Origin of the sequence: Acinetobacter sp. YH12039 (genome assembly GCF_013420015.1) — a bacterium.
Classification (GTDB): domain Bacteria; phylum Pseudomonadota; class Gammaproteobacteria; order Pseudomonadales; family Moraxellaceae; genus Acinetobacter; species Acinetobacter amyesii.
Map to the genome: position 1 here is coordinate 25,622 of NZ_VOZA01000026.1, position 23,254 is coordinate 48,875.

Annotated in this window: 18 protein-coding genes; 10 read left to right on the forward strand and 8 right to left on the reverse strand. The window is 42.6% G+C overall.

Annotated elements, in window-relative coordinates:
• Positions 1-63 precede the first annotated feature (63 nt).
• Positions 64-1,092, reverse strand: coding sequence for a hypothetical protein (locus FTT98_RS11485; RefSeq protein WP_180040899.1), 1,029 nt, complete (start codon positions 1,090-1,092; stop codon positions 64-66).
• Positions 1,093-1,251: 159 nt separating this feature from the next.
• On the opposite strand from FTT98_RS11485, the gene pheS reads away from it, so the two are divergent.
• The 3 genes from pheS to FTT98_RS11500 all read left to right on the forward strand — a co-directional run bounded on the left by pheS (position 1,252) and on the right by FTT98_RS11500 (position 5,037).
• A complete protein-coding gene (pheS, locus tag FTT98_RS11490; RefSeq protein WP_078189575.1) occupies positions 1,252-2,232 on the forward strand; it encodes a phenylalanine--tRNA ligase subunit alpha in 981 nt (326 codons plus the stop codon).
• 130 nt (positions 2,233-2,362) lie between these two features.
• Positions 2,363-4,744, forward strand: a complete 2,382-nt coding sequence (gene pheT / locus FTT98_RS11495; RefSeq protein WP_180040897.1) for a phenylalanine--tRNA ligase subunit beta — start codon at positions 2,363-2,365, stop codon at positions 4,742-4,744.
• The gene (locus tag FTT98_RS11500) at positions 4,741-5,037 is read left to right on the forward strand and encodes an integration host factor subunit alpha (RefSeq protein ID WP_004649746.1); all 297 of its coding nucleotides are present in this window, start codon (positions 4,741-4,743) and stop codon (positions 5,035-5,037) included. Before pheT ends, FTT98_RS11500 begins: the two co-directional genes overlap by 4 nt.
• Positions 5,038-5,371: 334 nt before the next feature.
• On the opposite strand, the gene FTT98_RS11505 is transcribed toward FTT98_RS11500, so the two are convergent.
• The 3 genes from FTT98_RS11505 to trxA all read right to left on the reverse strand — a co-directional run bounded on the left by FTT98_RS11505 (position 5,372) and on the right by trxA (position 7,942).
• Positions 5,372-5,611: a hypothetical protein gene (locus FTT98_RS11505; protein ID WP_168378482.1), complete on the reverse strand. Its 240-nt coding sequence runs from the start codon at positions 5,609-5,611 to the stop codon at positions 5,372-5,374.
• Between the two features lie 412 nt (positions 5,612-6,023).
• The gene (gene rho, locus FTT98_RS11510) at positions 6,024-7,292 is read right to left on the reverse strand and encodes a transcription termination factor Rho (RefSeq protein WP_067731074.1); all 1,269 of its coding nucleotides are present in this window, start codon (positions 7,290-7,292) and stop codon (positions 6,024-6,026) included.
• 323 nt (positions 7,293-7,615) lie between these two features.
• Positions 7,616-7,942, reverse strand: a complete 327-nt coding sequence (trxA, locus tag FTT98_RS11515; protein ID WP_078192629.1) for a thioredoxin — start codon at positions 7,940-7,942, stop codon at positions 7,616-7,618.
• 266 nt (positions 7,943-8,208) lie between these two features.
• On the opposite strand from trxA, the gene ppx reads away from it, so the two are divergent.
• The 5 genes from ppx to FTT98_RS11540 are packed head-to-tail and all read left to right on the forward strand — an operon-like array spanning position 8,209 to position 13,318.
• Complete coding sequence (gene ppx / locus FTT98_RS11520) at positions 8,209-9,729, forward strand: exopolyphosphatase (RefSeq protein WP_168378483.1); 1,521 nt, start codon at positions 8,209-8,211, stop codon at positions 9,727-9,729.
• Between the two features lie 33 nt (positions 9,730-9,762).
• On the forward strand, positions 9,763-10,587 hold the full coding sequence (locus tag FTT98_RS11525) for an acetyl-CoA carboxylase carboxyltransferase subunit alpha (protein ID WP_078189570.1): 825 nt from the start codon (positions 9,763-9,765) through the stop codon (positions 10,585-10,587).
• Positions 10,524-11,900, forward strand: a complete 1,377-nt coding sequence (gene tilS / locus FTT98_RS11530; protein WP_180040895.1) for a tRNA lysidine(34) synthetase TilS — start codon at positions 10,524-10,526, stop codon at positions 11,898-11,900. The genes FTT98_RS11525 and tilS overlap by 64 nt, the downstream gene beginning before the upstream one ends.
• Complete coding sequence (proC, locus tag FTT98_RS11535; protein ID WP_180040893.1) at positions 11,897-12,727, forward strand: pyrroline-5-carboxylate reductase; 831 nt, start codon at positions 11,897-11,899, stop codon at positions 12,725-12,727. Before tilS ends, proC begins: the two co-directional genes overlap by 4 nt.
• 27 nt (positions 12,728-12,754) lie before the next feature.
• The gene (locus FTT98_RS11540; protein ID WP_078189567.1) at positions 12,755-13,318 is read left to right on the forward strand and encodes a YggT family protein; all 564 of its coding nucleotides are present in this window, start codon (positions 12,755-12,757) and stop codon (positions 13,316-13,318) included.
• Between the two features lie 160 nt (positions 13,319-13,478).
• Here the strand turns inward: FTT98_RS11540 and polA are convergent, their stop codons facing one another.
• Positions 13,479-16,244, reverse strand: a complete 2,766-nt coding sequence (gene polA / locus FTT98_RS11545) for a DNA polymerase I (RefSeq protein WP_180040891.1) — start codon at positions 16,242-16,244, stop codon at positions 13,479-13,481.
• Positions 16,245-16,407: 163 nt separating this feature from the next.
• Here polA and FTT98_RS11550 point away from each other — a divergent pair, with 163 nt between their 5' ends.
• A complete protein-coding gene (locus FTT98_RS11550; protein WP_180040926.1) occupies positions 16,408-19,194 on the forward strand; it encodes a DUF2339 domain-containing protein in 2,787 nt (928 codons plus the stop codon).
• Between the two features lie 121 nt (positions 19,195-19,315).
• On the opposite strand, the gene FTT98_RS11555 is transcribed toward FTT98_RS11550, so the two are convergent.
• A complete protein-coding gene (locus FTT98_RS11555; protein ID WP_180007243.1) occupies positions 19,316-20,239 on the reverse strand; it encodes a mechanosensitive ion channel family protein in 924 nt (307 codons plus the stop codon).
• A 9-nt stretch (positions 20,240-20,248) separates the two neighbouring features.
• The gene (locus FTT98_RS11560) at positions 20,249-21,070 is read right to left on the reverse strand and encodes a hypothetical protein (protein WP_180005043.1); all 822 of its coding nucleotides are present in this window, start codon (positions 21,068-21,070) and stop codon (positions 20,249-20,251) included.
• Positions 21,071-21,170: 100 nt separating this feature from the next.
• Here FTT98_RS11560 and gspE point away from each other — a divergent pair, with 100 nt between their 5' ends.
• Complete coding sequence (gene gspE, locus FTT98_RS11565) at positions 21,171-22,658, forward strand: type II secretion system ATPase GspE (RefSeq protein ID WP_180040889.1); 1,488 nt, start codon at positions 21,171-21,173, stop codon at positions 22,656-22,658.
• A gap of 56 nt (positions 22,659-22,714) precedes the next feature.
• Here the strand turns inward: gspE and FTT98_RS11570 are convergent, their stop codons facing one another.
• Entirely contained in the window at positions 22,715-23,065 is a 351-nt protein-coding gene (locus FTT98_RS11570; protein WP_180040887.1) for a hypothetical protein, read from the reverse strand.
• Positions 23,066-23,254: the final 189 nt, after the last annotated feature.

Consider the following 23,254-nt stretch of genomic DNA (forward strand, 5'->3'; position numbering starts at 1 on the left):
AGCATGTTCATAAAAAAGCCCTTCCATGAGAAGGGCTTTTTAGTGTTGATCACATTTATACAGTTAAAGTCCGAAGTAATAAGCCAATAAGCAAATCACTACCGTAATAATAATTAAGGTAATCACTCCACCTGCACCGGGTTTATGGGTTGGATTTGGCGTGTGTGCATGCTGAGGATTTGATTTTCTTTGCTCAGTTTTAAATCCATCCAGAGGAGAGCTTTCGACCACAGGAGTTAAACGTGCAGTTTTATAGTGATTGGCGACTTTTACAATAAATTTAGCCGTTAAATCTTCAGTTTTTTGAGCAAAATGGCGTAAATTTAACTGTTCTTCAGGTGTATAGATGCTGCCATCTGCATGATAGGGATGCTGAATTTTAGACTGTATATGGCGGTTTAATGCATCTAAGCGATGTAAGCTGTCATGTGCGAAATCTGCTTGTGCATCCGTTGGCAAGAGTGCGAGTTTTGCGGATTCATTTGATTCGCTGCTTAGATCGGGCTGCGTACCATAATAAGGTGTGCCTAACACCTCCGGCTCAATAAAACCTTCCGCAGGTTTTTGTAAAAATAATTCTGCTTCAGTGAAGTTATGAATATCATCCCATTTTGGTAACTGCATATCCGCTTCAATGCGTTTAATGAGTTTATGGTTCAGCTCATAGCGCCAAAAAGTTTCGCGACGTATTTGTAGTTGTTGGGATACAGGTGCTTCATAGTCATTTTCTGCGTTATACCACTCGGCAAGTTCTTTACCAAAAATCCATGCCTGCTTTTTATTTTGTTCGTGGCTCACAATAAAATGGGCAAAGGGAAGAAGTTCAACGTTAGCATTCGGATTTTGTTCATCATTTAGCAAGCTAGAGCTATGTAAGCTTAAGCGTTGTACCCCGTGTTTTTTTAAGCCTTCTAGCCAAATTTGGAAATGTTGAGCCAATAAATGCTGTGATAGCAAATCACGAAAATGGAAACTGTGCTGATCAAAAATGTGGTGATTCAACCAACGTTGAAAACTCAAACCTTGGTTGAGAAATTCATTGCCATAAGTGACGAGTGTGAGCTGTTGTTTCCAGATTGGATCGAGTGCCATAAAGATTGGATCCCATTGATATTGTGTTTATCTTATACTTTTTTTAAAACTTGATGCTAATGCAATTTTAACTTGTGAATGCGCTTCATCATAACGGCTAAAAACTGTTAGAATAAGGGGTTTATATTATTTTTTTAAATTGTTGCTTTGAGAGTTACTATGTCACTGGAAGCCCTGACCACTGAAGCGCTCGCTGCGATTGCAGCAGCAGAGGACCTTGCTACACTCGACCAAGTGCGAGTGCAATTTACAGGGAAGAAAAGCCAGCTCGCGGAACAATCGAAGTCGCTCGGTAAAATGGACCCAGAAGAACGTAAAGTTTTTGGTGCTCAAATTCATGCCGTTCGTGAATCGATTACTGGCGCACTGACTGCTCGTCAAGCTGAATTACAAAAAGCTGCATTAGAACAAAAGCTTGCTAGCGAAACGATTGATATTACTTTACCCGGCCGTGGTCAAACGGTGGGTAGTATTCACCCTGTGACTCAAGTTCAAGAACGTATTTGCCAATTCTTTACCAAAGCTGGCTTTACTGTTGCGACCGGTCCAGAAGTTGAAGATGATTATCACAACTTTGAAGCATTGAACATTCCGGGGCATCACCCTGCACGTGCGATGCACGACACTTTCTATTTTGATGCGAATCATTTACTTCGTACGCATACCTCAGGCGTGCAAATTCGTACCATGGAAACTAGCCAGCCACCAATCCGTATTGTGTGTCCTGGTCGTGTTTATCGCTGTGACTCGGACCAAACGCATTCTCCAATGTTCCATCAAATCGAAGGTCTGTATGTGGCTGAAAACACCAGCTTTGCAGAACTTAAAGGTTTGTTGGTGAACTTGTTAAATGAATTCTTTGAAAAAGATTTGAAAGTACGTTTCCGTCCATCTTATTTCCCATTTACAGAGCCAAGTGCGGAAGTGGATATCATGGATGAACGTGGTAAATGGTTGGAAGTTTTAGGCTGCGGTATGGTGCATCCAAACGTTTTACAAGCCGCTGGCATTGACCCAGAAAAATACAAAGGCTTTGCCTTTGGTTTAGGTGTAGAACGTTTTGCAATGTTGCGTTATGGCATTAATGACCTGCGTATGTTCTACCAAAATGATGTGCGTTTCTTACGCCAATTTGCTTAAACAGTTTTATACCTCTCCCTAACCTCTCCTAAAAGGAGAGGGGGTGTCCATCATGACTTAGGGTTCGTCCTCTTTCTTTAAAGGGGCGCTAGAGGGGATTAGAAATTTAGAATTAATAGGTTTTTATACAATGAAAATTAGCGAAAATTGGTTGCGTACATGGGTTAACCCAGCCATTGATAGCGATACACTTTCTGACCAACTGACCATGTTAGGTTTAGAAGTTGATGATTTATCTCCTGCTGCAAAACCATTTACTGGTGTAGTAGTCGGTGAAGTTTTAACAGTGGTTCAACATCCCGATGCTGACCGTTTACGTGTCACTACTGTAAACATCGGTTCAGGCGAGCCGTTACAAATCGTTTGTGGTGCTCCAAACGTACGTGTAGGCATGAAAGCTCCTGTAGCAACCATTGGTGCAGTACTTCCGGGCGATTTCAAAATTAAAAAAGGCAAGCTTCGTGGTGTTGAATCACAAGGCATGCTGTGCGGTGCGTCTGAAATTGATCTTGAAGATAAAATCGACGGTCTATTAGAGCTTCCTGCCGATGCACCTGTTGGTGTAAATGTGCGTGAATATTTAGATCTTGATGACAATGTGATTGATATCAGCATCACGCCAAACCGTGGTGACTGCTTCAGTATTCGTGGTATTGCACGTGAAATTGGTGTGATCAATCAACTTCCTGTAACTGCCCCTGAAATTAAAGAAGTTGCTGCAACAATTACTGATGAGAAGAACGTTGTTGTTGAAACTGATGGTTGCCCACGTTACTTAGGCCGTGTAATCAAAAACGTCAATACCAAAGCACCAACTCCTGAGTGGATGGAGCGTGCATTGGCTCGTGCGGGCATCCGTCAGCACAGTATTTTGGTCGATATTACCAACTACGTTTTAATGGAGCTGGGTCAACCTCTACATGCATTCGATGGCGGTAAAGTTGAAGGTTCTGTTCGTGTACGCCAAGCAACAGCAGCAGAAAAATTAACGTTGTTGAATGAACAAGAAGTTGAATTATCTGAAAACGTGATGGTGATTGCGGATGATCAAAAAGCTTTGGCGATTGCAGGAATCATGGGTGGCCTAAGTTCAGCGGTTTCTGATGACACCATTGAAATTTTCCTTGAGTCGGCGTTCTTTGATCAACTCTATATCGCAGGTCGTGCGCGTAGTTTTGGTTTGCATACCGATGCATCTCAGCGTTATGAACGTGGCGTAGACTTTGAATTGCCGATGACGGCAATGCACCGTGCTTCACAGCTTATTGCTGATTTAGCTGGTGGTGAGTTTGGTCCAATTACTGTTGCTGAAAAAGTAGAGTTATTACCAAAACGTGAAGCCATTGAACTGAACCAAGCGCAAGTCGATCAACTGCTCGGTTATAAAGTTGAATCTGCATTTATTACCGATGCTTTAACGCGTTTGGGTTGTAATGTCACTGTGAAAGCAGAAGGTGAGTGGACAGTTGTACCACCATCACACCGTTTTGACATGGCAATTTATCAAGACCTCATCGAAGAAGTTGCACGTATTCACGGTTACGACAATATTCAAATCAGCTTGCCGGTGATTGATGTCAAACTAGCGAAATACCAAGACCAATTTGAATTGGTTCAGTTACGTCAAACTGCAGTGGCTTTGGGTTATCAAGAAGCGATTAGCTTTAGCTTTGCAGATGCGAAACTAGAGAAACAATTGAATCCACAGGTTCAACCACTAGCGCTTGCAAACCCGATTTCTAGCGACCTTGCAGTGATGCGTTCAACCTTATTATCAAGTTTGATCCCATGTGTGCAATACAACGTGAACCGTCAGCAAAACCGTGTGCGTTTCTATGAGCTTGGTCTACGTTTTGATTATCAAGGTGCGAACAGCATTCATGATCTCAAACAGATCCCAACCTTTGCACTAGTTGCAACAGGTTCGCGTACGACTGAATCTTGGCATGGTAAAGCACAGCCTATGGATTTCTTTGACTTTAAAGGCGATGTAGAAGAGATTTTAAATTCTGCACGTTTAAATGTTGAATATGTACGTTCAGAACGTACGTGGTTGCATCCAGGCCAATCTGCTGAAATCTTAGTCAATGGTCAATCAATTGGTTACTTCGGTCGTTTACACCCATCTTTAGAAGATGAGTTGGATTTGGCGACTACTTGGGTAGCTGAATTGGATCAATTGGCTGTTTTGCAAACTTATGTATCTAATTTTACAGAATTATCACGTTTTCCGTCGGTTCGACGTGATATTGCGCTTTTAATTAGTGATAAGATTAATGTTAGTGAAATTCAGCAACTTATCGAAAAAACAGGCGGTGAACTTTTAGACGCAGTTTGGTTGTTCGATGTGTACACTGGTCAAGGTGTCGAAGAAGGCAAGCGCTCATTGGCATTTGCAATTCAATGGCAACATCCAACACGTACATTAGAAGATGCTGAAATCAAAACCGGTATGGATAACATACTTCAGGTGTTGGAAAACACTTACCAGGCGACATTGAGGGCTTCATGACAGCATTAACAAAAGCAGAAATGGCTGATCATTTAAGTGAGCTCACGAGTTTAAACCGTCGTGAAGCAAAACAAATGGTCGAGTTATTCTTCGATGAGATTAGCCAAGCGCTAATCTCTGGGGAACAAGTTAAACTCTCTGGTTTCGGTAACTTCGAGTTGCGTGATAAACGTCAACGCCCAGGCCGTAACCCGAAAACGGGTGAAGAAATTCCGATTTCTGCCCGTCGTGTAGTGACCTTCCGTGCGGGACAAAAATTCCGTCAACGTGTTGGAAATGAGCAGATCGATTGATCTGCTTTTTTTTTGCCTTTGATTTAGTAGGCGCAGTGTTCATCATCTATCGCACAAGTCATGTTGAAGAATATTCGTTTTAAAATGAGACGATATACTTGAGTTGAGTTGAGTTGAGTTGAGTTGAGTTGAGTTGAGTTGAGTTGAGTTGAGTTGAGTTGTCGTAAAGATTGATTGTGGCTTTCTTTGAGCTAAATCTTCAGTTTTTATTTTTCAATAAGCATGGGTTTAGTATTTTGAATATTAGCTATTTTTTATTAACTAGGGTTTAAAGTTTCAGGCAATAAAAAAGAGAGCCAAAGGGCTCTCTTTTTGTGCTGAATAATCGGTTAGATTATTGAGCTTCAGAAGCAGCAGCAGTAGCTTCAGATGCAGCAGCAGTAGCTTCAGAAGCAGCAGCAGTAGCTTCAGAAGCAGCAGCTTCAACAGCAGCAGCGTCAGACGCAGCAACTACTTCAGAAGCAGCAGCTTCAGATGCAGCAGCAGGAGCAGCTTCTTCAGTTTTTTTAGCACAACCAACGAAAGCTAAAGTAGTAGCAACTGCAGCAGCAATAGCGATTTTTTTGAATAACATGGCATCACTCTCTAAAATATGAGATTAAAAAATAACCTGCGTTAGTCTGTTGTGTGCTTTTATTATGCCTAATTTGAATAGGTATTAAAAATGCATAGAGCAGTCTAACTGGTCTGCGTGTATGCTATCACTGAGTATTTTGAAATGCTACTAGCGACTTTGAAAAAACCGTGAAAAATAGGTGAAAAACGACCATTTTTTAACAGAAAATAACAATTAAGAGAAAGTTTTATATTGGCGAAATAGCAAATAAACTACTAAAAAGAATAGGGTTTTTTAAAATATATTTTTTATAATCAGAAGCTTGAAAATAAGTTTACATGGAAATCCATCAAATGTTTCTTTGTGTAACTAAAGTCAACCAAATAAAAAGGCCATCGTTATAGATGGCCTTTTCAGTCAAACATTCAACTTAGTTGGATGCTTTACGTTTCATTTGATCGAAGAAATCATCATTGGTTTTGGTTTCTTTCATACGATCAAGCAAGAATTCCATCGCTGCAAGTTCGTCTTGTGTATGAAGCAATTTACGTAAAATCCAAACTTTACGTAGGTTATCTTCAGACATCAAACGCTCTTCACGACGTGTACCTGATTTTTTGATGTTCATCGCAGGGAACACGCGTTTTTCAGCAATACGACGGTCTAGGGTAATTTCTTGGTTACCTGTACCTTTGAATTCTTCGTAGATCACTTCATCCATCTTACTGCCAGTTTCAATCAACGCAGTTGAGATAATTGTCAGTGAACCACCTTCTTCGATATTACGTGCTGCACCGAAGAAACGTTTTGGACGTTCTAAAGCATGGGCATCCACACCACCAGTAAGAACTTTACCAGATGAAGGGATTACAGTGTTGTAAGCACGTGCTAAACGAGTAATTGAGTCAAGTAAAATCACTACATCTTTTTTGTGTTCTACAAGACGTTTAGCTTTTTCAATCACCATCTCTGCAACTTGTACGTGACGAGCTGGTGATTCATCGAATGTTGAAGCAACTACTTCACCACGAACAGTACGTTCCATTTCTGTTACTTCTTCAGGACGTTCGTCAATCAGAAGGACAATCAAGAAACATTCAGGATTGTTACGAACAATCGACTGTGCGATGTTTTGTAACAACATGGTTTTACCGGCTTTTGGCGGTGCAACGATAATTGAACGTTGACCTTTACCAATCGGAGCAACCAAGTCAACCACACGCGCAGTTAAGTCTTCTGTTGTACCATTACCTAATTCCATTACCAATTGTTCGGTTGGAAATAAAGGTGTTAAGTTTTCGAAAAGAATCTTATTACGTGAGTTTTCGGGTGTGTCGTAGTTAATTTGATTAACTTTTAATAATGCAAAGTAACGTTCGCCTTCTTTAGGTGGACGAATCGTACCTGTAATAGTGTCACCAGTACGAAGGTTGAAGCGACGGATTTGTGATGGGCTCACATAGATATCGTCAGGGCCGGCTAGGTAAGAACCCGCTGCAGAGCGTAAGAAACCAAAGCCGTCCGACAGAATTTCTAGAACGCCATCACCAAAAATCTCTTCGCCGTTCATTGCGTGGCGCTTTAAGATGGCAAAAATAATATCTTGCTTACGGTTACGAGCCATTCCTTCGAGGCCCATAAACTCGGCAATCTTGATGAGTTCGCCAATCGGTTTTTTCTTGAGTTCGGTTAAGTTCATAGGTGGTCAGATAGAATCTAAAATTCTGAGGTACAGGTTGGAAAAGGGAGCAACAAATGTGCCGCGATCATGCAAGAAACGATAGCAATTGGTTTGCACAAAACAATTCAGAGATCTGATTCGTTATATGAAGAGAGATGTGAAAAACAATTCTGTTGCCGAGCGGCATTTTATGTGTTGTGTTGTAAGAAAATGACAGGATTTGAGATCCTTAATTTCTTGAGTAAACAATATAAGAGAGAACACAGCATTTGTCAATTTATCAACCAAAAAAATACGCTGTGTAAAACAGCGTATTTTCGAGTGTTTTTATCGGAAAAATATTAGATGTTTTCTTCGATGAAAGCTGTCAATTTAGATTTTGGTGCTGCGCCGACTTGGGTTGCTACAACTTCGCCATTTTTAAACATTAATAATGCAGGAATGTTACGGATGTTGTAGTTTACAGCTGTTTGTTCGCAAGAAGTTACGTCTACTTTAACGATTTTAACTTTGCCTTCAAACTCAGTTGAAAGTACTTCAAGTACAGGTGCAATGGCTTTACAAGGAGCACACCAACCTGCCCAAAAATCTACAAGTACAGGAGTATCAGACTCTAGTACATCGGCTTGGAAGTTTTCATCAGTTGTATTTACGATATTGCCAGACATGGATTTTGCTCCGGAATTAATTTTTAAGTTGACTCTATGTTTATAAGTATTACATAGCCAACTATAACAATGTAGGGGGTTATGTAAATTTTCGACCTGAATGGTCAGTTTGTCTAATGGATGATCACGATGCCGATGATCGTGTATGACTATCATTGCTTCAGATAAAAAATCGATAAGTTCCGCCCGAACTACTCATAAATGGCTTTTAAATTGCATGTATGTGAATTAATCTAAGCACAATTCTGAACAGGTTTTTTTGAATAATGTCTGATTTTTTGATTGATGAAGAATTACTTGCTGCTATCGATATGGGATCGAACAGCTTCCACTTGGCTATCGCACGTGTAGACCATGGTGAAGTGAAAAAAGTTGCATCAATGTCAGAAAAAGTACAGCTTGCCGCAGGTCTAGACGAAAATAAAAATTTGACCGAAGCCGCACAGCAACGAGGATTAGCCTGCCTAGCACGTTTTGTAGGGCGTTTAAATCCTGTCCAAGCCAACCGTTTACGTATTGTGGCGACCAATGCCTTGCGCCAAGCAAAAAATGGTCATGAATTTATTCAAAAAGCCGCTGAAATTTTACCGAAACCCATTGAAATCATTGCTGGTCGTGAAGAAGCCCGTCTCATTTATTTGGGAGTTTCACATACCATGGCAAATAGTGGTCGCCGCCTTGTGATTGATATCGGTGGGGGTTCAACAGAGTTGATTATTGGTGAAGAGTTTGAACCTATTCATACAGAATCTGTGCAAATGGGCTGTGTCGCTTTTACCAAAGCGTTTTTTGCTGATGGTGAAATTAACCTGAAAAGTTTTGATAAAGCGGTAAATGCTGCTCGCAAGGAAATCGCAGGCATTGCCAACACTTATAAAGCTGCGGGCTGGGATACTGTTGTCGGTTCAAGTGGCACGATCAAAGCGTGTCGTCAGATTTGTGTCAATATGGGCTGGAGCAACGATCAGGAAGAACTGACACGTGACGGTTTATTTAAACTCAAAGATAAATTGCTTAAATATAAGCATGTCAATGAAATGGAATTTGATGGTCTAAAAGAAGACCGTCGAGCAGTTTTGCCAGCCGGCATTGCCATTTTGTATGCAGTCTTTGATGTGCTGAATATCGATAAATTGGTTTATTCTGATGGCGCGTTACGTGAAGGCGTGATGTACGACCTATTGGGACGTTTCCAACATGAAGATGTTCGTGACCGTTCTGTACATGCGTTGATGGGGCGCTACAACGCAGATATGAAACAAGCTGAACGTGTGGTAAATACCGCTCAACAACTGTTTAATGGTGTGGCGACCGCACTGAATTTGACCAGTGATGACAGTGATTTACTGCGTCGTGCCGCGTATTTGCATGAAATTGGCTTAGCGATCAGTCATAGTGGATACCATCGTCATGGTGCTTATTTACTGCAACATTCGGATATTCCGGGTTTCTCGCAAATTGATCAAAATCATTTGTCGCATTTAGTGGCGCATCATCGTCGTAAGTTACGCAGTGATGCACGTGTCGATGTGATGAAAGTCGGTGGTAACAAACTTGTTTACTTATGTCTATTGCTTCGTTTAGCAGTTTTATTAAATCATAGTCGCAGCGATGAGATGCTTCCTGCCATTGAATTAAGCGTGGACAATGCGCAACAATGGCAACTTAGTGTTTCTGGTGATGCCAAACAGTGGCCTTTGTTGGTTGCAGACTTGCATGATGAGCAGGTGCAATTTAAGCATTGGGATATTGAACTGAATATCCAGTCGGAACAATTTATCAATTAACAGACCAGTTAAGTTAGGGATAATGATCGACCTATGAAAAATAAAGCAGCTCAATCTAAAGCCTGGACTACGGTTCAGATCGCACGTCATCCTGAACGTCCGCAGTTTTTGGATTATGTTGGCGAAATTTTTACAGAGTTCGATGCTTTGCATGGTGACCGCCTATTTGGTGATGACGGCGCGATGATTGGTGGTTTGGCTCGTTTAGATGGTCAGCCTGTGATGATTGTAGGTCAGCACCGTGGTCGTAGTACACGTGAAAAATTACAACATAATTTTGGTATGAGTAACCCCGAAGGTTACCGTAAAGCACAGCGTTTATTGGATATGGCCGAGCGTTTTAATCTGCCAGTCTTTACCTTTATTGATACCATGGGTGCGTACCCAGGTGTGGGTGCAGAAGAACGTGGTCAGGCCGAAGCGATTGCAACCAGCTTAGCTCAGCTTTCTTCACTCAAAGTGCCTGTAGTGGCAACGGTATTGGGTGAAGGTGGTTCGGGTGGTGCGCTCGGTATTGGCGTGGCTGACCGTGTGATTATGCTATCTCACAGTATTTATTCAGTGATTTCACCTGAAGGCTGTGCATCTATTTTGTGGAAAACTGCAGAGAAAGCAGAACAAGCAAGTGAAGCATTGGCATTGACGGCAGATAAATTGCAGAAGATGGGCATTGTGGAATACGTGGTGGACGAAGCGGAAGGCGCACATTTAAACCCTGAAAAAGTCATGCAGGATTTGAAAGTGGTCTTGAAGCAAGCTTTAGAAGAACTGCAACCAATGGATGCAAACGAACGATGCGAAGCGCGTTATCAGCGTTTAATGAAGTTTGGCAGCGACAATTTAGGGCTGACTGCTTAAGTCAAATTCAGGCGCTGCCTGAACAAAGCCGATTTTTAATAGGATGTAGTGGTGGCATGGATTCCATGTTGCTGCTGCATCTTATGTCGTTTTTGTGCCCTGAAAAAATACGGGTGATTTATATTGATCACCAACTACAAGCGTGTAGCCATGCTTGGGGCGAGTTTGTACGTGCTCAGTGTGCAGCGCTGAATCTTCCTTTCATCATACAGAAAGTCCAGGTTGCGCAAGGTAATCTTGAAAACCAAGCCCGCTCAGCCCGCTATCAAGCCTTTGCCCAACATTTACAAGCAGATGAAATATTGGTACTCGCGCATCATCAGCAAGATCAAGCCGAGACACTGATGTTGCGACTACTTTCAGGTGCGGGTGTCCATGGCCTTGCTGCGATGAAAAAATTCGATGTACGTGAAGATTTTACATTATGGCGTCCGCTATTAAATCTTTCACGTGAGCAAATTTGCCAATGGGCAGCAAAGCTGCATGTGCAAAATATTCAAGACCTCACCAATTTTGATACCGACTATGACCGTGCGTGGAGTCGTGAAATTTTGTGGCCACTACTCAGTGAGCGTTTTCCTAAAATGCAGCAAGCCTTGAGTAGAACCAGTTGCTTGATGCAAGATGCTGATGAAATTTTACTTGAGGTGTTGCAACAAGATTTAGCGGCCTGTGGTTCATCGCAAGCGTTATCTTTGGCGGCTTTACAACAGCTCAGTCAGGCACGTCAGCGTCAGTTGTTATCGCACTGGATGAAAGGTGAGGGGCAATATCGTCCAAGTTTTGAAATGGTACAGCGTTTATTTTCAGAAGTGATTGGCTCACGCGAAGACTCGCAAGCGGCATTACACTGGAATGGGTTTTATTATTTGCGCTTTCAACAGCAACTTCATCGGATTGCCAAAGCGGAATATCTGCCAACTGAACCCATTCAAGAGGTTGAGGTTGTAACTTGTGTTGCAGGTCAGTCCCTCAAGTTGCCTGCAGGACATTTTGTGATTCAACCCTCAGAGGTTGGCTTATCACCAGAATTATTGGGGCAGCAACTGCAGATTCGCCCACGCCTTGGCGGTGAAAAAATTCATTTATATGGACGAGTCGGAAGTTGGCCGTTGAAAAAAGCCATTCAGCAGGCGCAAATTTTTCCATGGCAGCGTCATACTATTCAAATATTAAGCCGAGATAATGTTATGCTAGGCGTCTTTACGCCTCAGGGCTTTTGGTTGGCGCAGTCTGAATTTTGTACTCAAGCTGGCTGGCAACCAACATTATCTCTTAACGCTAAATCTGCAATATCGGATCTTCAATCATGAGCGCAATTCTAAATTGTAATATCAGTTTCATTGGTGGCGGCAACATGGCACAGGCTTTAATTGGTGGCCTGATTGCACGTGGTGTCCCGACTACACGTATTACAGTTTCAGATCCCGTAGAAAAAGTACGTGAGCTTTTGGCAGAAAAAGATTTGCATGTGACGGATGATAATGTTGCAGCAATTCGAGATGCTGACATTGTTCTTTTTGCAGTTAAACCTCAGGTGTTGGCAAAAGTTTTGGCACCATTACAAGGTTTGCTAGAAGGGAAGTTGGTGATTTCAATTGTTGCAGGTGCAGAAATTACAACGATTTCAAAATTATTAGGCACAGAGCGTATTGTTCGTGTCATGCCAAATACACCGGCTTTAGTTCAAACCGGTGCGCATGGTTTGTATGCAGGTGAAGCGGTTTCAGCTGAAGATCGTGATCTTGCAAGTCAAGTTTTGGCTTCAACGGGTTTAACACTTTGGGTAAACTCAGAAGCGCAGATTGACGCAGTAACAGCTGTTTCTGGCTCAGGCCCTGCATACTTTTTCTATATGATGGAAAGTATGATCCGTGCAGGTAAAAACATGGGCTTGGATGAAAAAGTGGCTACAGCATTAACCTTGCAAACTGCATTAGGTGCCGCACAAATGGCGATTACCAGTGCCAACAGTCCTGCGGAGTTACGTAAAAATGTCACTTCTCCAAACGGTACAACACAAGCCGCGATTGAAGTATTTGATCGTGCTCAGATTTCACAAAATATTCAGGCTGCTTTAGCCGCAGCGCAAAAGCGTAGCCAAGAGTTGGCACAAGAGTTAAGCGAAAGCACCAAATAATTCGATTTGATTTAGGAAAGTTCAAGTATGGGCTCTGCTCAAATTTTTGGAATCATTATTAACGTTGCAATTTTGCTCGTATTTTTCCGTTTTTTAATGCAGCTTGCTGCCGTGAGTCCATATAACCCTGTGGTTTTGGCAACAGCAAAAGCAACAAAAATTGTCGACATCTTTAGCCGAATTTTCCCAACTTTGGCCAAAGGTCGAGTGAATACCGCAGCATTGGTGTTGGTGGTGATTCTGTATTTGTTAAAAATGTTTGGTTTGATGTATTTGTCAGGCGTGGCGGTGAATAGTCCATTCCATCTGATCATTATGACCTTTGTGACCATGATTCAGGATTTAATCCGTTTCTGTCGTTACTTAATTTTTGCATCGATTATTTTGAGTTGGGTCGTGATGTTTAGTCAGTCACGTTCGCCTTATATTGAAGTGGTTCAAGAATTGGCAGAACCGCTACTTGCGCCATTCCGTCGTATTCTTCCAAATATGGGGATGATTGACTTGTCGCCAATTTTTGCGATTTTGGCATTGTTGGTTGCGGAAACCATTATGAAGCAAGTCGCAATTGCATTATTGACTGGTCTTTAATCTGAGCTAAGACGAGTTGAATAAAAAAGGACGCCGAGGCGTCCTTTTTTGTGGATTTAAATTGAGGTCTAAAACAAGAAATTTCTTATTTAGTAGCAATATCTCACCTCCATCCAACCTTCCTCCTAGAGGGAGAAAGGCGTGAATGAACGTGAATGAATTAGTGTGCTTCGTCCCAGTTATTACCTTGACCGACTTCCACAATCAGTGGAACGGAAATTTTCAACACAGACTGCATGACTTCAGCCAGTTGGGCAGAGAGTTCATCGGCAATTGCAGCATCAACTTCAAACACCAATTCATCGTGTACTTGCAGTAACATTTTGGCTTGATCTTTCGGTAAGATTTTATCGACGGCGATCATGGCCAATTTAATAATATCCGCTGCAGAACCTTGTAGTGGTGCATTGATCGCTGCACGTTCAGCGCCTTGTTTCACCATTTTGTTGCTCGCCATAATGTCCGGTGTATACAGACGACGACCTAAAATGGTTTCCACAAAACCTTGTTCACGTGCGACTTGGCGAGTACGTTCCATATATTCCAAAACACCAGGGTAGCGTTGGAAGTATTTACCAATATAGTTACGCGACTCTTCTCGAGTGAAACCCAGTTGACGGGTCAAACCGAATTCTGACATACCATAGAGCAGACCGAAGTTCACCGCTTTGGCTTGACGACGTTGGTTGCTGGTCACTTCATCGAGTGGAATGCCCAAAACTTCTGCCGCAGTACGTTTATGTACGTCTTGCCCATGATTGAAGGCATCGACCAAGGCATGATCTTGCGAGAAATGCGCCATTAAACGTAATTCGATTTGCGAGTAATCGGCTGCCAATAAAATGCGACCTTCAGGTGCAATAAAGGCTTTACGGATTTGACGTCCAATATCTTCACGGACAGGAATGTTTTGTAAGTTTGGATCGGTAGATGACAAACGACCTGTAGCCGTTAAAGCTTGGTGGTAACTGGTATGCACACGATGTGTGTCATTATTCACTTGCTTTAACAGACCATCGGTATAGGTGCTTTTCAGTTTAGAGAGACCACGATATTCCAAAATTAAATCAGTAATCGGATGATCGATTTTTTCTAACACACTTTCACTGGTACTGTACTGACCTGTAGAAGTTTTCTTACCGCCTTTTAAACCTAATTTATCAAACAGAATCTCGCCGACTTGTTTTGGTGAGCTGACATTGAAGCTTTGACCCGCAAGATCGGTAATTTCTGTTTCTAAATTTTGAATGGTATTGGCAAATTCCACACCGAGTTGGTCGAGGAAGTCCATATCTAGCTCAATGCCGTTTTCTTCCATAGAGGTTAGAACACGGGCAACAGGCATTTCAATATTGTGCAAAATATTGATCAGTTCCGGATGGGCTTGTAACTTTTTATCGAGTACTTCATACAGACGATAGGTCACATGGGCATCTTCTGCGGCATAATGGGCTGCCGTTTCAAGCTCAATTTGGTTAAAGGTCTTTTGTTTTGCACCTTTGCCCGCCACTTGTTCGAACGTCGTAGTGAGATGACTTAAATACAAACGTGCGACGTCATCCATCCCATGACGTGTAGCCACAGAGTTAAGGACATAAGAGGCCAACATGGTATCGAAATACCAACCTGCCAAATGAATGCCATGATTTTCTAAGACATGTGCATCATATTTGAGATGATGACCAATTTTTTGTACGTCATAATCTTCAAGTAAAGGTTTGAGTTGATTCAGGATCGTGTCGCGATCAAGTTGTTTCGGCGCACCTTCATAATCATGCGCAAGCGGCACGTAATAGGCATCATGTGCATCTAAAGCCACCGAGAAACCTACAATCTGCGCCACGCGGTAGTCGAGGCTGGTGGTTTCAGTATCAAAGGCAAAACGCTTTTCAGTACTTAGACGTTTAAATAACACATCCCAATCTTCTTGAGTCAATACCGTGTGATAACGTGCTTCACCAAGTAAGTCATCAACACTGGTTTTGTTCGCTTGATCTTCAACTTCAGGTGCATTGGCTACAGTCGCCGTGGTGTTGATGGCTTTGGCTGCTTGTTTGTAGGTTGCGCCATTGGGGTTGTTCGGATGATCTAAAGACTGCAGTTGGTTACGGAATTCTAGTTCCGTATATAAATCACGCAGTGCTGGAATATTTGGGTCGGCAAGTTTCAAATCTTCGTATTTAAGGCCCATGTCGAGGTCACAAACGATGCTCGCCAGTTGATGGTCAAGAGCAATTCCTTCAACATTGTCTTTAATGTTTTGACCGACTTTACCTTTAATGCTGTCGACATTTTCTAAAATGCCGCCAATCGAGCCGTACTCGGTTAAAAGTTTCGCTGCTGTTTTTGCGCCAACACCGGGTACACCACGGATGCCGTCAGAGGCATCGCCCATCAGCGTGAGGTAGTCAATGATTTGATTCGGCCACACCCCAAATTTTTCAAAAACGCCTTGAACGTCCATCGGTTTGTCTTTGAAGCTGTCTTCTAAAGTGACACGCTCAGTAACGAGCTGCGCCATGTCTTTGTCACCGGTGGAGATCAAAACTTGATGGCCGGCTGCTTCAGCGCGTTTGGCCAAAGTTCCGATAATGTCATCGGCTTCAGCGCCCGGCAACATATGCAGCGGAATTCCAAGAGCACGAATTAATGCATGAAGATATGGAATTTGTTGTGATAATTCTTCAGGCATACTTGGACGGTCACCCTTATAAATCGGGGATAATTCATGACGGAAGGTTGGTTCAGGTGTGTCGAAAATAACGGCCATATGCGTCGGTTGAATACGACGCATTAATTTTTGGATGGCAGAAATGGCACCTCGGATTGCATTGGTATGCAAACCGGTTGAAGTGGTTAATGGTGGCAGTGCATGGTAGGCACGAAATAAAAAGTATGAGCCATCGACCAAGACAAATGGTGGCATTGATAATTTCCTAATCCTAAAAACGGTTTTATTGTACGTGATTTTTTGCCCGTACGCTGAGTCTAGATTGTATATGTAACTTACCGAATCACTGATGAATAGTTTTAATCCATCCGTCGGGCTCATGTATCATCAAAACATTCAGGAAAATGACGAAGCAGGTATGCTGAAACAGAATAATGAAATCAAGATGATTTGGTTGATGTCGCTGATTATGGTGGGGATCGGGGCATGGTACTTAGACCTCCGTATCCTGAGTTATATCAGCGGCATTGGTTTTATGCTCAGTGTGATGAATTATGTCGATGATTTACAGCACGGCGCTGATGCACTGAGCTCATCAAAACAATCATTTCAAGTGGCATCAAAGGTTCCGTTATATATTGCATCGTTATTAACGGTCGTTGGAGTGTTAACAGAACTGGGATACTTGGTTGCGATTGGGATTAGCCTGTGGGTCTATTTTTTTCTGCGTTGGCTGAAACGATTAGAACGTCAACTGCATCTATTGCAAGGACAGGTGCTTCATTCGCAATCCAGCCAAACGGCTACTTCAATATCAGCGTCGACAATAGACCGTCCTGAAAATTTTGATTCTAACGATACACCATCTGTACATCCCGCGACGGCAGTTGGTAAAGCTAGACATCAGGCATCATTCAATTCAATGCCTTCTAATACACCATCCAAGTCTGCGCCAAATCTATCTAGTCAAATTCAGCAATGGCTTTTCCAAGGCAATCCCGTGTTAAAAGTGGCGGTATTGGTCTTGGTGATCGGCGTGGTGCTCTTACTTAGATTTGCCACAGAGCATTGGCAACTAAGCTTGGCCATGAAACTGCTGATCGTGAGTTTGAGCAGTGCAGGTGTTGTCGGACTGGGTTTTTGGCTGCAAACCAAAAATCGCAGTTTTGCCTTGGCTCTAGAAGGTCTAGGTCTTGCAGCGCTGTTTTTGACTTTATTTTTTGCCTATTACAATGCCGTCATTCCGGGCTTTGGCATAGCTTGTCTATTATATGCTGCACTTATGGCATTGACGATTTGGCTCAGTCTGAAACAACAGTCGGTAGAACTGGCAATTATGGCAATGCTGATCGCCTATCTTGCGCCATTTACCTTGCCTGTTCGTGATGCAACTGCAACGGAATTTATTGCCTATTATCTTGTAATTAATCTGGCTGTTGCAGTCATGAGTACTTTAAGACCGTGGAAATATCTAAATCAAATAGCATTTTTGATGACGGTAATCATGGGTGGTGGATATGCTTTTTACCACGGATACACCACCGAACGTCAGATGATGAGCGTGCTGGTTTTAGCCCACGCTGCGATTTTTATCTGGCTAGGTTTTCGTTTTAGCCAGTTATTGGCGAAACAGGATCTTGCGCATTTTCAGCTTAAACCTGCCTTGGATATTGCACTGATTTTTGCTGCACCAGTGCTTGCTTATCTGGCATTGTATTTGATGTATTTTGAGGAAACGGTATGGCAGGCGGGGTATAGCTTGCTATTTGCGGCGCTATTTGCCGCGCTGTATAGCATCAGTAAACGTAGTGCTGTGATCCCACTGATTGCACAAAGTTATTTGAGTTTGACCTTAATTTTCTTGGCATTGATTCCACCAATAGTATTGAAAGAGCAGTGGAGTGTGGTCGGTTGGGCAGTTGAAGGTGCATTGATATTTATATATGCTTTATACAAGCAGTCCAATATCAGCCGTTATTTAGGCATGGCGCTCTTGGTGATGGCGGGTTGTTCAAGTCTGTATTATTTGGTTCAACTGCCACATTTCCCTGCACAGATGTATTGGGGCGTGTGTTTGAGCTATTTGGCGGCCATTATCGTGACGCACGCTGTTCCTGCATTTCATAAACAGCTTTCAAGTTCGAGTATTGCCTTTCAATGTGTGCAAATGCTCTCAGCAACTACTATGTTCATCATGTTGCTCTTAGATCGGCTGCAGAGTAGTCATCAATTGGCTTTGAGTCTATTGATTGTCAGTGTGGCCTATCTGTTGGTGAATGAAGGCTTGTTAAAACGAAAAGCTTCGTGGAGTTGGTCCATCATTAAGTGGACGGGTCTAGTGCCTGTTTATGTGATGGGGCTGTACCAAGTTATTTCAGTGAGTGAGAACGGTCAGTTACTTTGGCATTCAGCGATGGAGCAGATTTATTTTGCATTCGCTGGGCTGAGCTTGACGCTGCTTTGGCTACGACCATTACTCGGTGTGCGTGAAGAAAAAGAATGGGTCAGTCTCGGAATTTTGAGTAGCTTGGCGTGGACCAGTCTGACGCTGATACCCAGTATGCCGTATATCAGTGTGGTAATTTTGCCGCTGATATTTTGTGCATGGTGTTATTGGCAAGCGCAGCAACCGGTCTGGAAAATGTTTTGGCAAGCGCGTAGCAGTTTGTTTTTGGCTTTGAGTTGGATCATTAGTTCGCAATTATTTAGTCAGCAGGCCTTTGTGGGATATATCTTGCCCATATTAAATCCTTTTGATGCTGTGAGTTTGCTGTTGTTAGCGGCTTTTTTATGGATGTTGAATCAACAGTTAAAAGCTGGTTTAGATCGTAGCTTGGCTGCCGTGTTGAGTGTCCTTGGGCTACTTTGGTTAAGTAGCTATGTCGTGCTTCGTGCCTTACATAGGTATCTGGATACGCCTTATAACAGTTTAGACATTTGGAGCGATGAGACCATTCAACTAAGTTTTACCGTGCTGTGGGTGTTATTGGCTTTGGTGAGTATGCGCTTTGCCACTCAGCGCCAATTACGTTCAGTTTGGCTACTTGGTGGCAGTATTTTGGTCTTGGTTACTTTGAAATTGGTCTTGCTGGATTTATCTCATGTCGGCACTCTCATGCGAGTGATTTCATTTATGGCGGCAGGTTTTGCCATGCTTTTGATTGCCTATATTGCACCCATGCCGAATGACAAGGTTGAACCATGATGAAATTCTTAAAGGTACGAGATCACTAAGCTGTACAGGTCGATGGCTATAAAAGTACATGATAAAAAAACCCTGCACATTTGAAGATATGCAGAGCCTTTCATATCAAGTCGATAGACCATTATTTGAGTTGAGGCTCTCGTTGAATCTCTTGCGCATTGGCATATTGATCGACGTTAGCATCGCTTGCTTGTGTAGAAAGCGGGTGGTCAACAAAACCCATTTTCGGGACTGGGATTTCAATTTTATTTTCGACAAAGGCATTACGAATCCGTTCCTGCATTTCATCACGGACTTTCAGGAAATTCTCTCTTTGACACCAAATAGCAAAAAGCAGCTCAATGGAAGATTCACGAAAGGCAGTGACGGTCACGGCAGGTTTAGGATCGGCCAAGACCAATGGATATTTACTAACGGCATCTAATAGAACTTCACGGACTTTGATGATGTCTTCATGAAAGTTAATTGCAAGGGTAATTGGAATACGCCGTATTGGAAACTTAGACAGGTTATGTACAGGTGCCCGAATCAGTTGTTCATTCGGCAAACGGACATAGACATTGTCTTGCGTGAGTAATTTGACCGACAGTAAATCAATCGAGATCACTTCACCTTCAATGGTATGCCCGCGAATCAGTGTCAATTGAATGGTATCACCAACCTCAAAAGACCCTTCACCGATCAAGAACATCCCGCTGATCAGGTTAGATGCGGACGTTTGCGAGGCAAAACCCAGTGCGACCGTTAAAATACCTGCTGCACCCAAGAAGACGCTGAGTTTAAAGCCGGCTTCTTTTAAACTTGCCATCACAAAGATTAAAAAGATGAAATAGAAAATCCCGCGACGCCAAACCAACTGCTGATGGGCATTGAAACGCATACCTACAGTGCGGATAAAGGTGTTTGAGATAAAACGTGCAATCAGAAAGCCGATGACTGCCAGTAAAACAGCCACCAATAATTCTGTCAGCCGATCGGTATTGAGATTGGCGACCATTCCTTTTAGGCTGCTGGTAATTTCTGTCGAAATATTTAAATCTGCCATGGCTCACCGTTAGAAAAATGAATCAAACATATTGAATAGTACATTGGCTGACTCGCGTGGCGGATGCAGATAAGTCACGTCACCGGCTTGTGGCGGTGTACGGTTTTCAATTTTGACCCGCGGCGGTTTGTCATGACCCTCATGCACGACCCGAATTTGTGAAGTCCATAAACGTCCTGTACTTTCACTATAAAATAATGGCAAAGCCGGTACAGGGACATTCATACGGTCAAAGCGAATCTGTTGATTACTCACGTTATGAAACTCAATAGGGGTTACAGCACGAAAAGCACGAGGTTTGAGTTGTTTAAGTTCTGTACGACCATCAACTGCTGTGGCATAGCAAATTTCACCCATTCGATGATTCGGACCAAACCAGGTATCTTTTGGTAGAATAACAGGTATATCAAACAAGGGTTCTCTAAGACCTTCGACAAAGCCAGCAATCCACAGCGGTGTGCTTATATACAGTGTTCCGCGCTGTCCCGCAGGAATATAAATCGGATCGACCGGTTTAATCACCACAGAACGATCGGCCAAACGTGGCATGATTTGAATTTTGTCATGCGTTTGGCGGAACATATAACGTTCCATTTTAATGGGTTGTGGAAAACCAAATTCAGGGTCTTGTATCGGATGCCATTGTTGCTCATAGTCAAACTGAAAGGTCGGGCGATGATATTCCATACGCCACTCTTGCATGCCGCGCGTCACACGAAACAATAAAGACCCAAACTGCCAACTGCGCGGGTGATTCAGTTCAAATTGATATTCCCCCCACCATTTACGTTTTGGGGATTCCTTTTCAGTTAAATCATTTTCTAATGGCAATGCGTATATCCCTTGTCCTGATAAATCCTAAAAACAGACTTCACGCTGTCAGATGCTTAGAGTACACTCAAAACAACTTTTTTCATCATTATAATGCGTGATGCAAGTACTTAAACAATTACAAATACCATATAGTTTTGCCAAACGTCATGGCGTATTGCTTCGATATGAGGGTGATCAAGCTTTTATTGTACGTCGTGACAGCACGCCACTGTTGGCTTTACAGGAAGCACGTCGCTATTTAGGGCATCCTGCACAATATCAATTATGTAGCGAGCAAGAATTTAATCAATTACTCAGTGCAAGCTTTGCCGGAGACACCGGTGAGTCTCAACAAGTGGCAGCGGGTCTGGAAGATCATCCTGATTTACTTAGCCTTGCGGACTCTGTACCAGAAGCTGAAGATTTGATGGATCAGGAGGATGATGCGCCGATTGTACGGTTAATCAATGCCTTATTGTCTGAAGCGATCCGTGTCGGGGCTTCAGATATTCATATCGAATCTTTTGAAAAAAAGCTGTCTGTCCGCTTACGTGTCGATGGTCAGTTACGTGAAATTGTGCAGCCACGTCGTGAACTAGCACCACTGTTGGTGTCACGTATCAAAGTCATGGCCAAACTCGATATTGCAGAAAAGCGAATTCCACAAGATGGTCGTATTTCACTACGTTTGGCGGGCCGAGAAGTTGATGTTCGTGTATCAACCTTACCATCTTCCTATGGTGAACGTGTGGTGATGCGTTTACTCGATAAACAAGCTGGGCGTTTAAACATGACCCATTTGGGCTTGATGCAGCATGACTATGATCGATTGAAACAACTGGTACATCGTCCGCATGGCATTATTTTAGTTACGGGACCAACGGGTTCGGGTAAAACCACAACCTTATATGCGGCATTGTCTGATCTAAATGATGGTTCAAAAAATATTTTGACTGCGGAAGATCCAATTGAGTATCAACTTGAAGGGATCGGGCAGACGCAGGTCAATACCAAAGTGGATATGACCTTTGCTCGTGCATTAAAAGCTATGCTTCGCCAAGACCCAGATGTGGTGATGGTCGGTGAGATTCGTGATTTAGAAACTGCTGAAATTGCAGTACAGGCATCATTAACAGGCCATTTAGTACTTTCAACGCTGCATACCAATACAGCAATCGGTGCAGTGACCCGTCTTAAAGACATGGGGATTGAACCTTTTCTACTTTCAAGCTCACTGATCGGTGTGGTGGCACAGCGTTTGGTTCGAACCTTGTGCCGTCACTGTGCGACTTGGCATGATGCCGATGATTTTGAAAAAGACTTATTTAAGCATCTCGATACATCGACCGAATTAAAATTGCCACAACCTAAAGGCTGTGAACAATGCTCGCATACTGGATTTACAGGGCGTACCGCAATTTATGAAATCGTTCCAATTGATGAGCAAACACGTCGTCTGATTCATGGAAATGCTGCTGAGTTTGAGTTAGAAAATCATGTACGTGCAAATGCGGGTTCAATTCGTGATGATGGATTGCGTAAAGTTTTGGCAGGTAAAACCACGATAGAAGAGGTTTTACGTGTAACCAATGAAGCGTCTGAATAGTCGGTGTGAATTATAAAAAAAGCCCCGAAGCCTGTGCAAGGACTCGGGGCTTTGCTTTAGTTAATCTTTTCAAAATGAATAACAGCATCGTATGCTTTATCTGTCAGAGTGAGGTGAGTTGCATCACTGAGTTTCATTTCAATGCTATTGCTCTCTTTATATTTCAAAACATCATTATTCACTTCGGCCATACTGGATGAAGCACTAGAAGTGCGCTCAGTATTATTTTTATCGAGCCAAAATTCGTCTTTAATTTGGTAGTCATCGCCTTGTTTGCTAATGGAAAGTTTGCGTAGGCTCTCCGTGTCAGGTGTTTGTTTCCATTCCCCTGAAAAATCAGGCGCAGGTGTTTGGCTACATGCGGCTAAGGCCAAGCTTAGAAAAAGCATCGAAAAGTATGTTTTCATTGTAAAGTCCTGAAAATGATTTTAATTTTTTATGGATGTATAGTTAATTATAGTTTGAATATTAGATCTCTTTCATAAATCAAAAAACGATCTTCTTTTTGGTTAATATTTGCACTCCGGATTTCTTAGCATTCGTGCATAATCTGCGGATGAAATACATCGATTCAAACAAGCTTTCTGATCCTCAGT

What these genes read in the sequence shown, in the direction of transcription:
- gspE (WP_180040889.1), top strand. Translation starts at nt 21,171, where the DNA reads ATGCAAGTACTTAAACAATTACAAATACCATATAGTTTTGCCAAACGT.
- FTT98_RS11540 (WP_078189567.1), top strand. Translation starts at nt 12,755, where the DNA reads ATGGGCTCTGCTCAAATTTTTGGAATCATTATTAACGTTGCAATTTTG.
- FTT98_RS11525 (WP_078189570.1), top strand. Translation starts at nt 9,763, where the DNA reads ATGAAAAATAAAGCAGCTCAATCTAAAGCCTGGACTACGGTTCAGATC.
- rho (WP_067731074.1), bottom strand. Translation starts at nt 7,292, where the DNA reads ATGAACTTAACCGAACTCAAGAAAAAACCGATTGGCGAACTCATCAAG.
- proC (WP_180040893.1), top strand. Translation starts at nt 11,897, where the DNA reads ATGAGCGCAATTCTAAATTGTAATATCAGTTTCATTGGTGGCGGCAAC.
- FTT98_RS11555 (WP_180007243.1), bottom strand. Translation starts at nt 20,239, where the DNA reads ATGGCAGATTTAAATATTTCGACAGAAATTACCAGCAGCCTAAAAGGA.
- trxA (WP_078192629.1), bottom strand. Translation starts at nt 7,942, where the DNA reads ATGTCTGGCAATATCGTAAATACAACTGATGAAAACTTCCAAGCCGAT.
- FTT98_RS11570 (WP_180040887.1), bottom strand. Translation starts at nt 23,065, where the DNA reads ATGAAAACATACTTTTCGATGCTTTTTCTAAGCTTGGCCTTAGCCGCA.
- FTT98_RS11550 (WP_180040926.1), top strand. Translation starts at nt 16,408, where the DNA reads ATGCTGAAACAGAATAATGAAATCAAGATGATTTGGTTGATGTCGCTG.
- ppx (WP_168378483.1), top strand. Translation starts at nt 8,209, where the DNA reads ATGTCTGATTTTTTGATTGATGAAGAATTACTTGCTGCTATCGATATG.
- FTT98_RS11505 (WP_168378482.1), bottom strand. Translation starts at nt 5,611, where the DNA reads ATGTTATTCAAAAAAATCGCTATTGCTGCTGCAGTTGCTACTACTTTA.
- FTT98_RS11500 (WP_004649746.1), top strand. Translation starts at nt 4,741, where the DNA reads ATGACAGCATTAACAAAAGCAGAAATGGCTGATCATTTAAGTGAGCTC.
- FTT98_RS11485 (WP_180040899.1), bottom strand. Translation starts at nt 1,092, where the DNA reads ATGGCACTCGATCCAATCTGGAAACAACAGCTCACACTCGTCACTTAT.
- polA (WP_180040891.1), bottom strand. Translation starts at nt 16,244, where the DNA reads ATGCCACCATTTGTCTTGGTCGATGGCTCATACTTTTTATTTCGTGCC.
- tilS (WP_180040895.1), top strand. Translation starts at nt 10,524, where the DNA reads ATGCGAAGCGCGTTATCAGCGTTTAATGAAGTTTGGCAGCGACAATTT.
- pheT (WP_180040897.1), top strand. Translation starts at nt 2,363, where the DNA reads ATGAAAATTAGCGAAAATTGGTTGCGTACATGGGTTAACCCAGCCATT.
- pheS (WP_078189575.1), top strand. Translation starts at nt 1,252, where the DNA reads ATGTCACTGGAAGCCCTGACCACTGAAGCGCTCGCTGCGATTGCAGCA.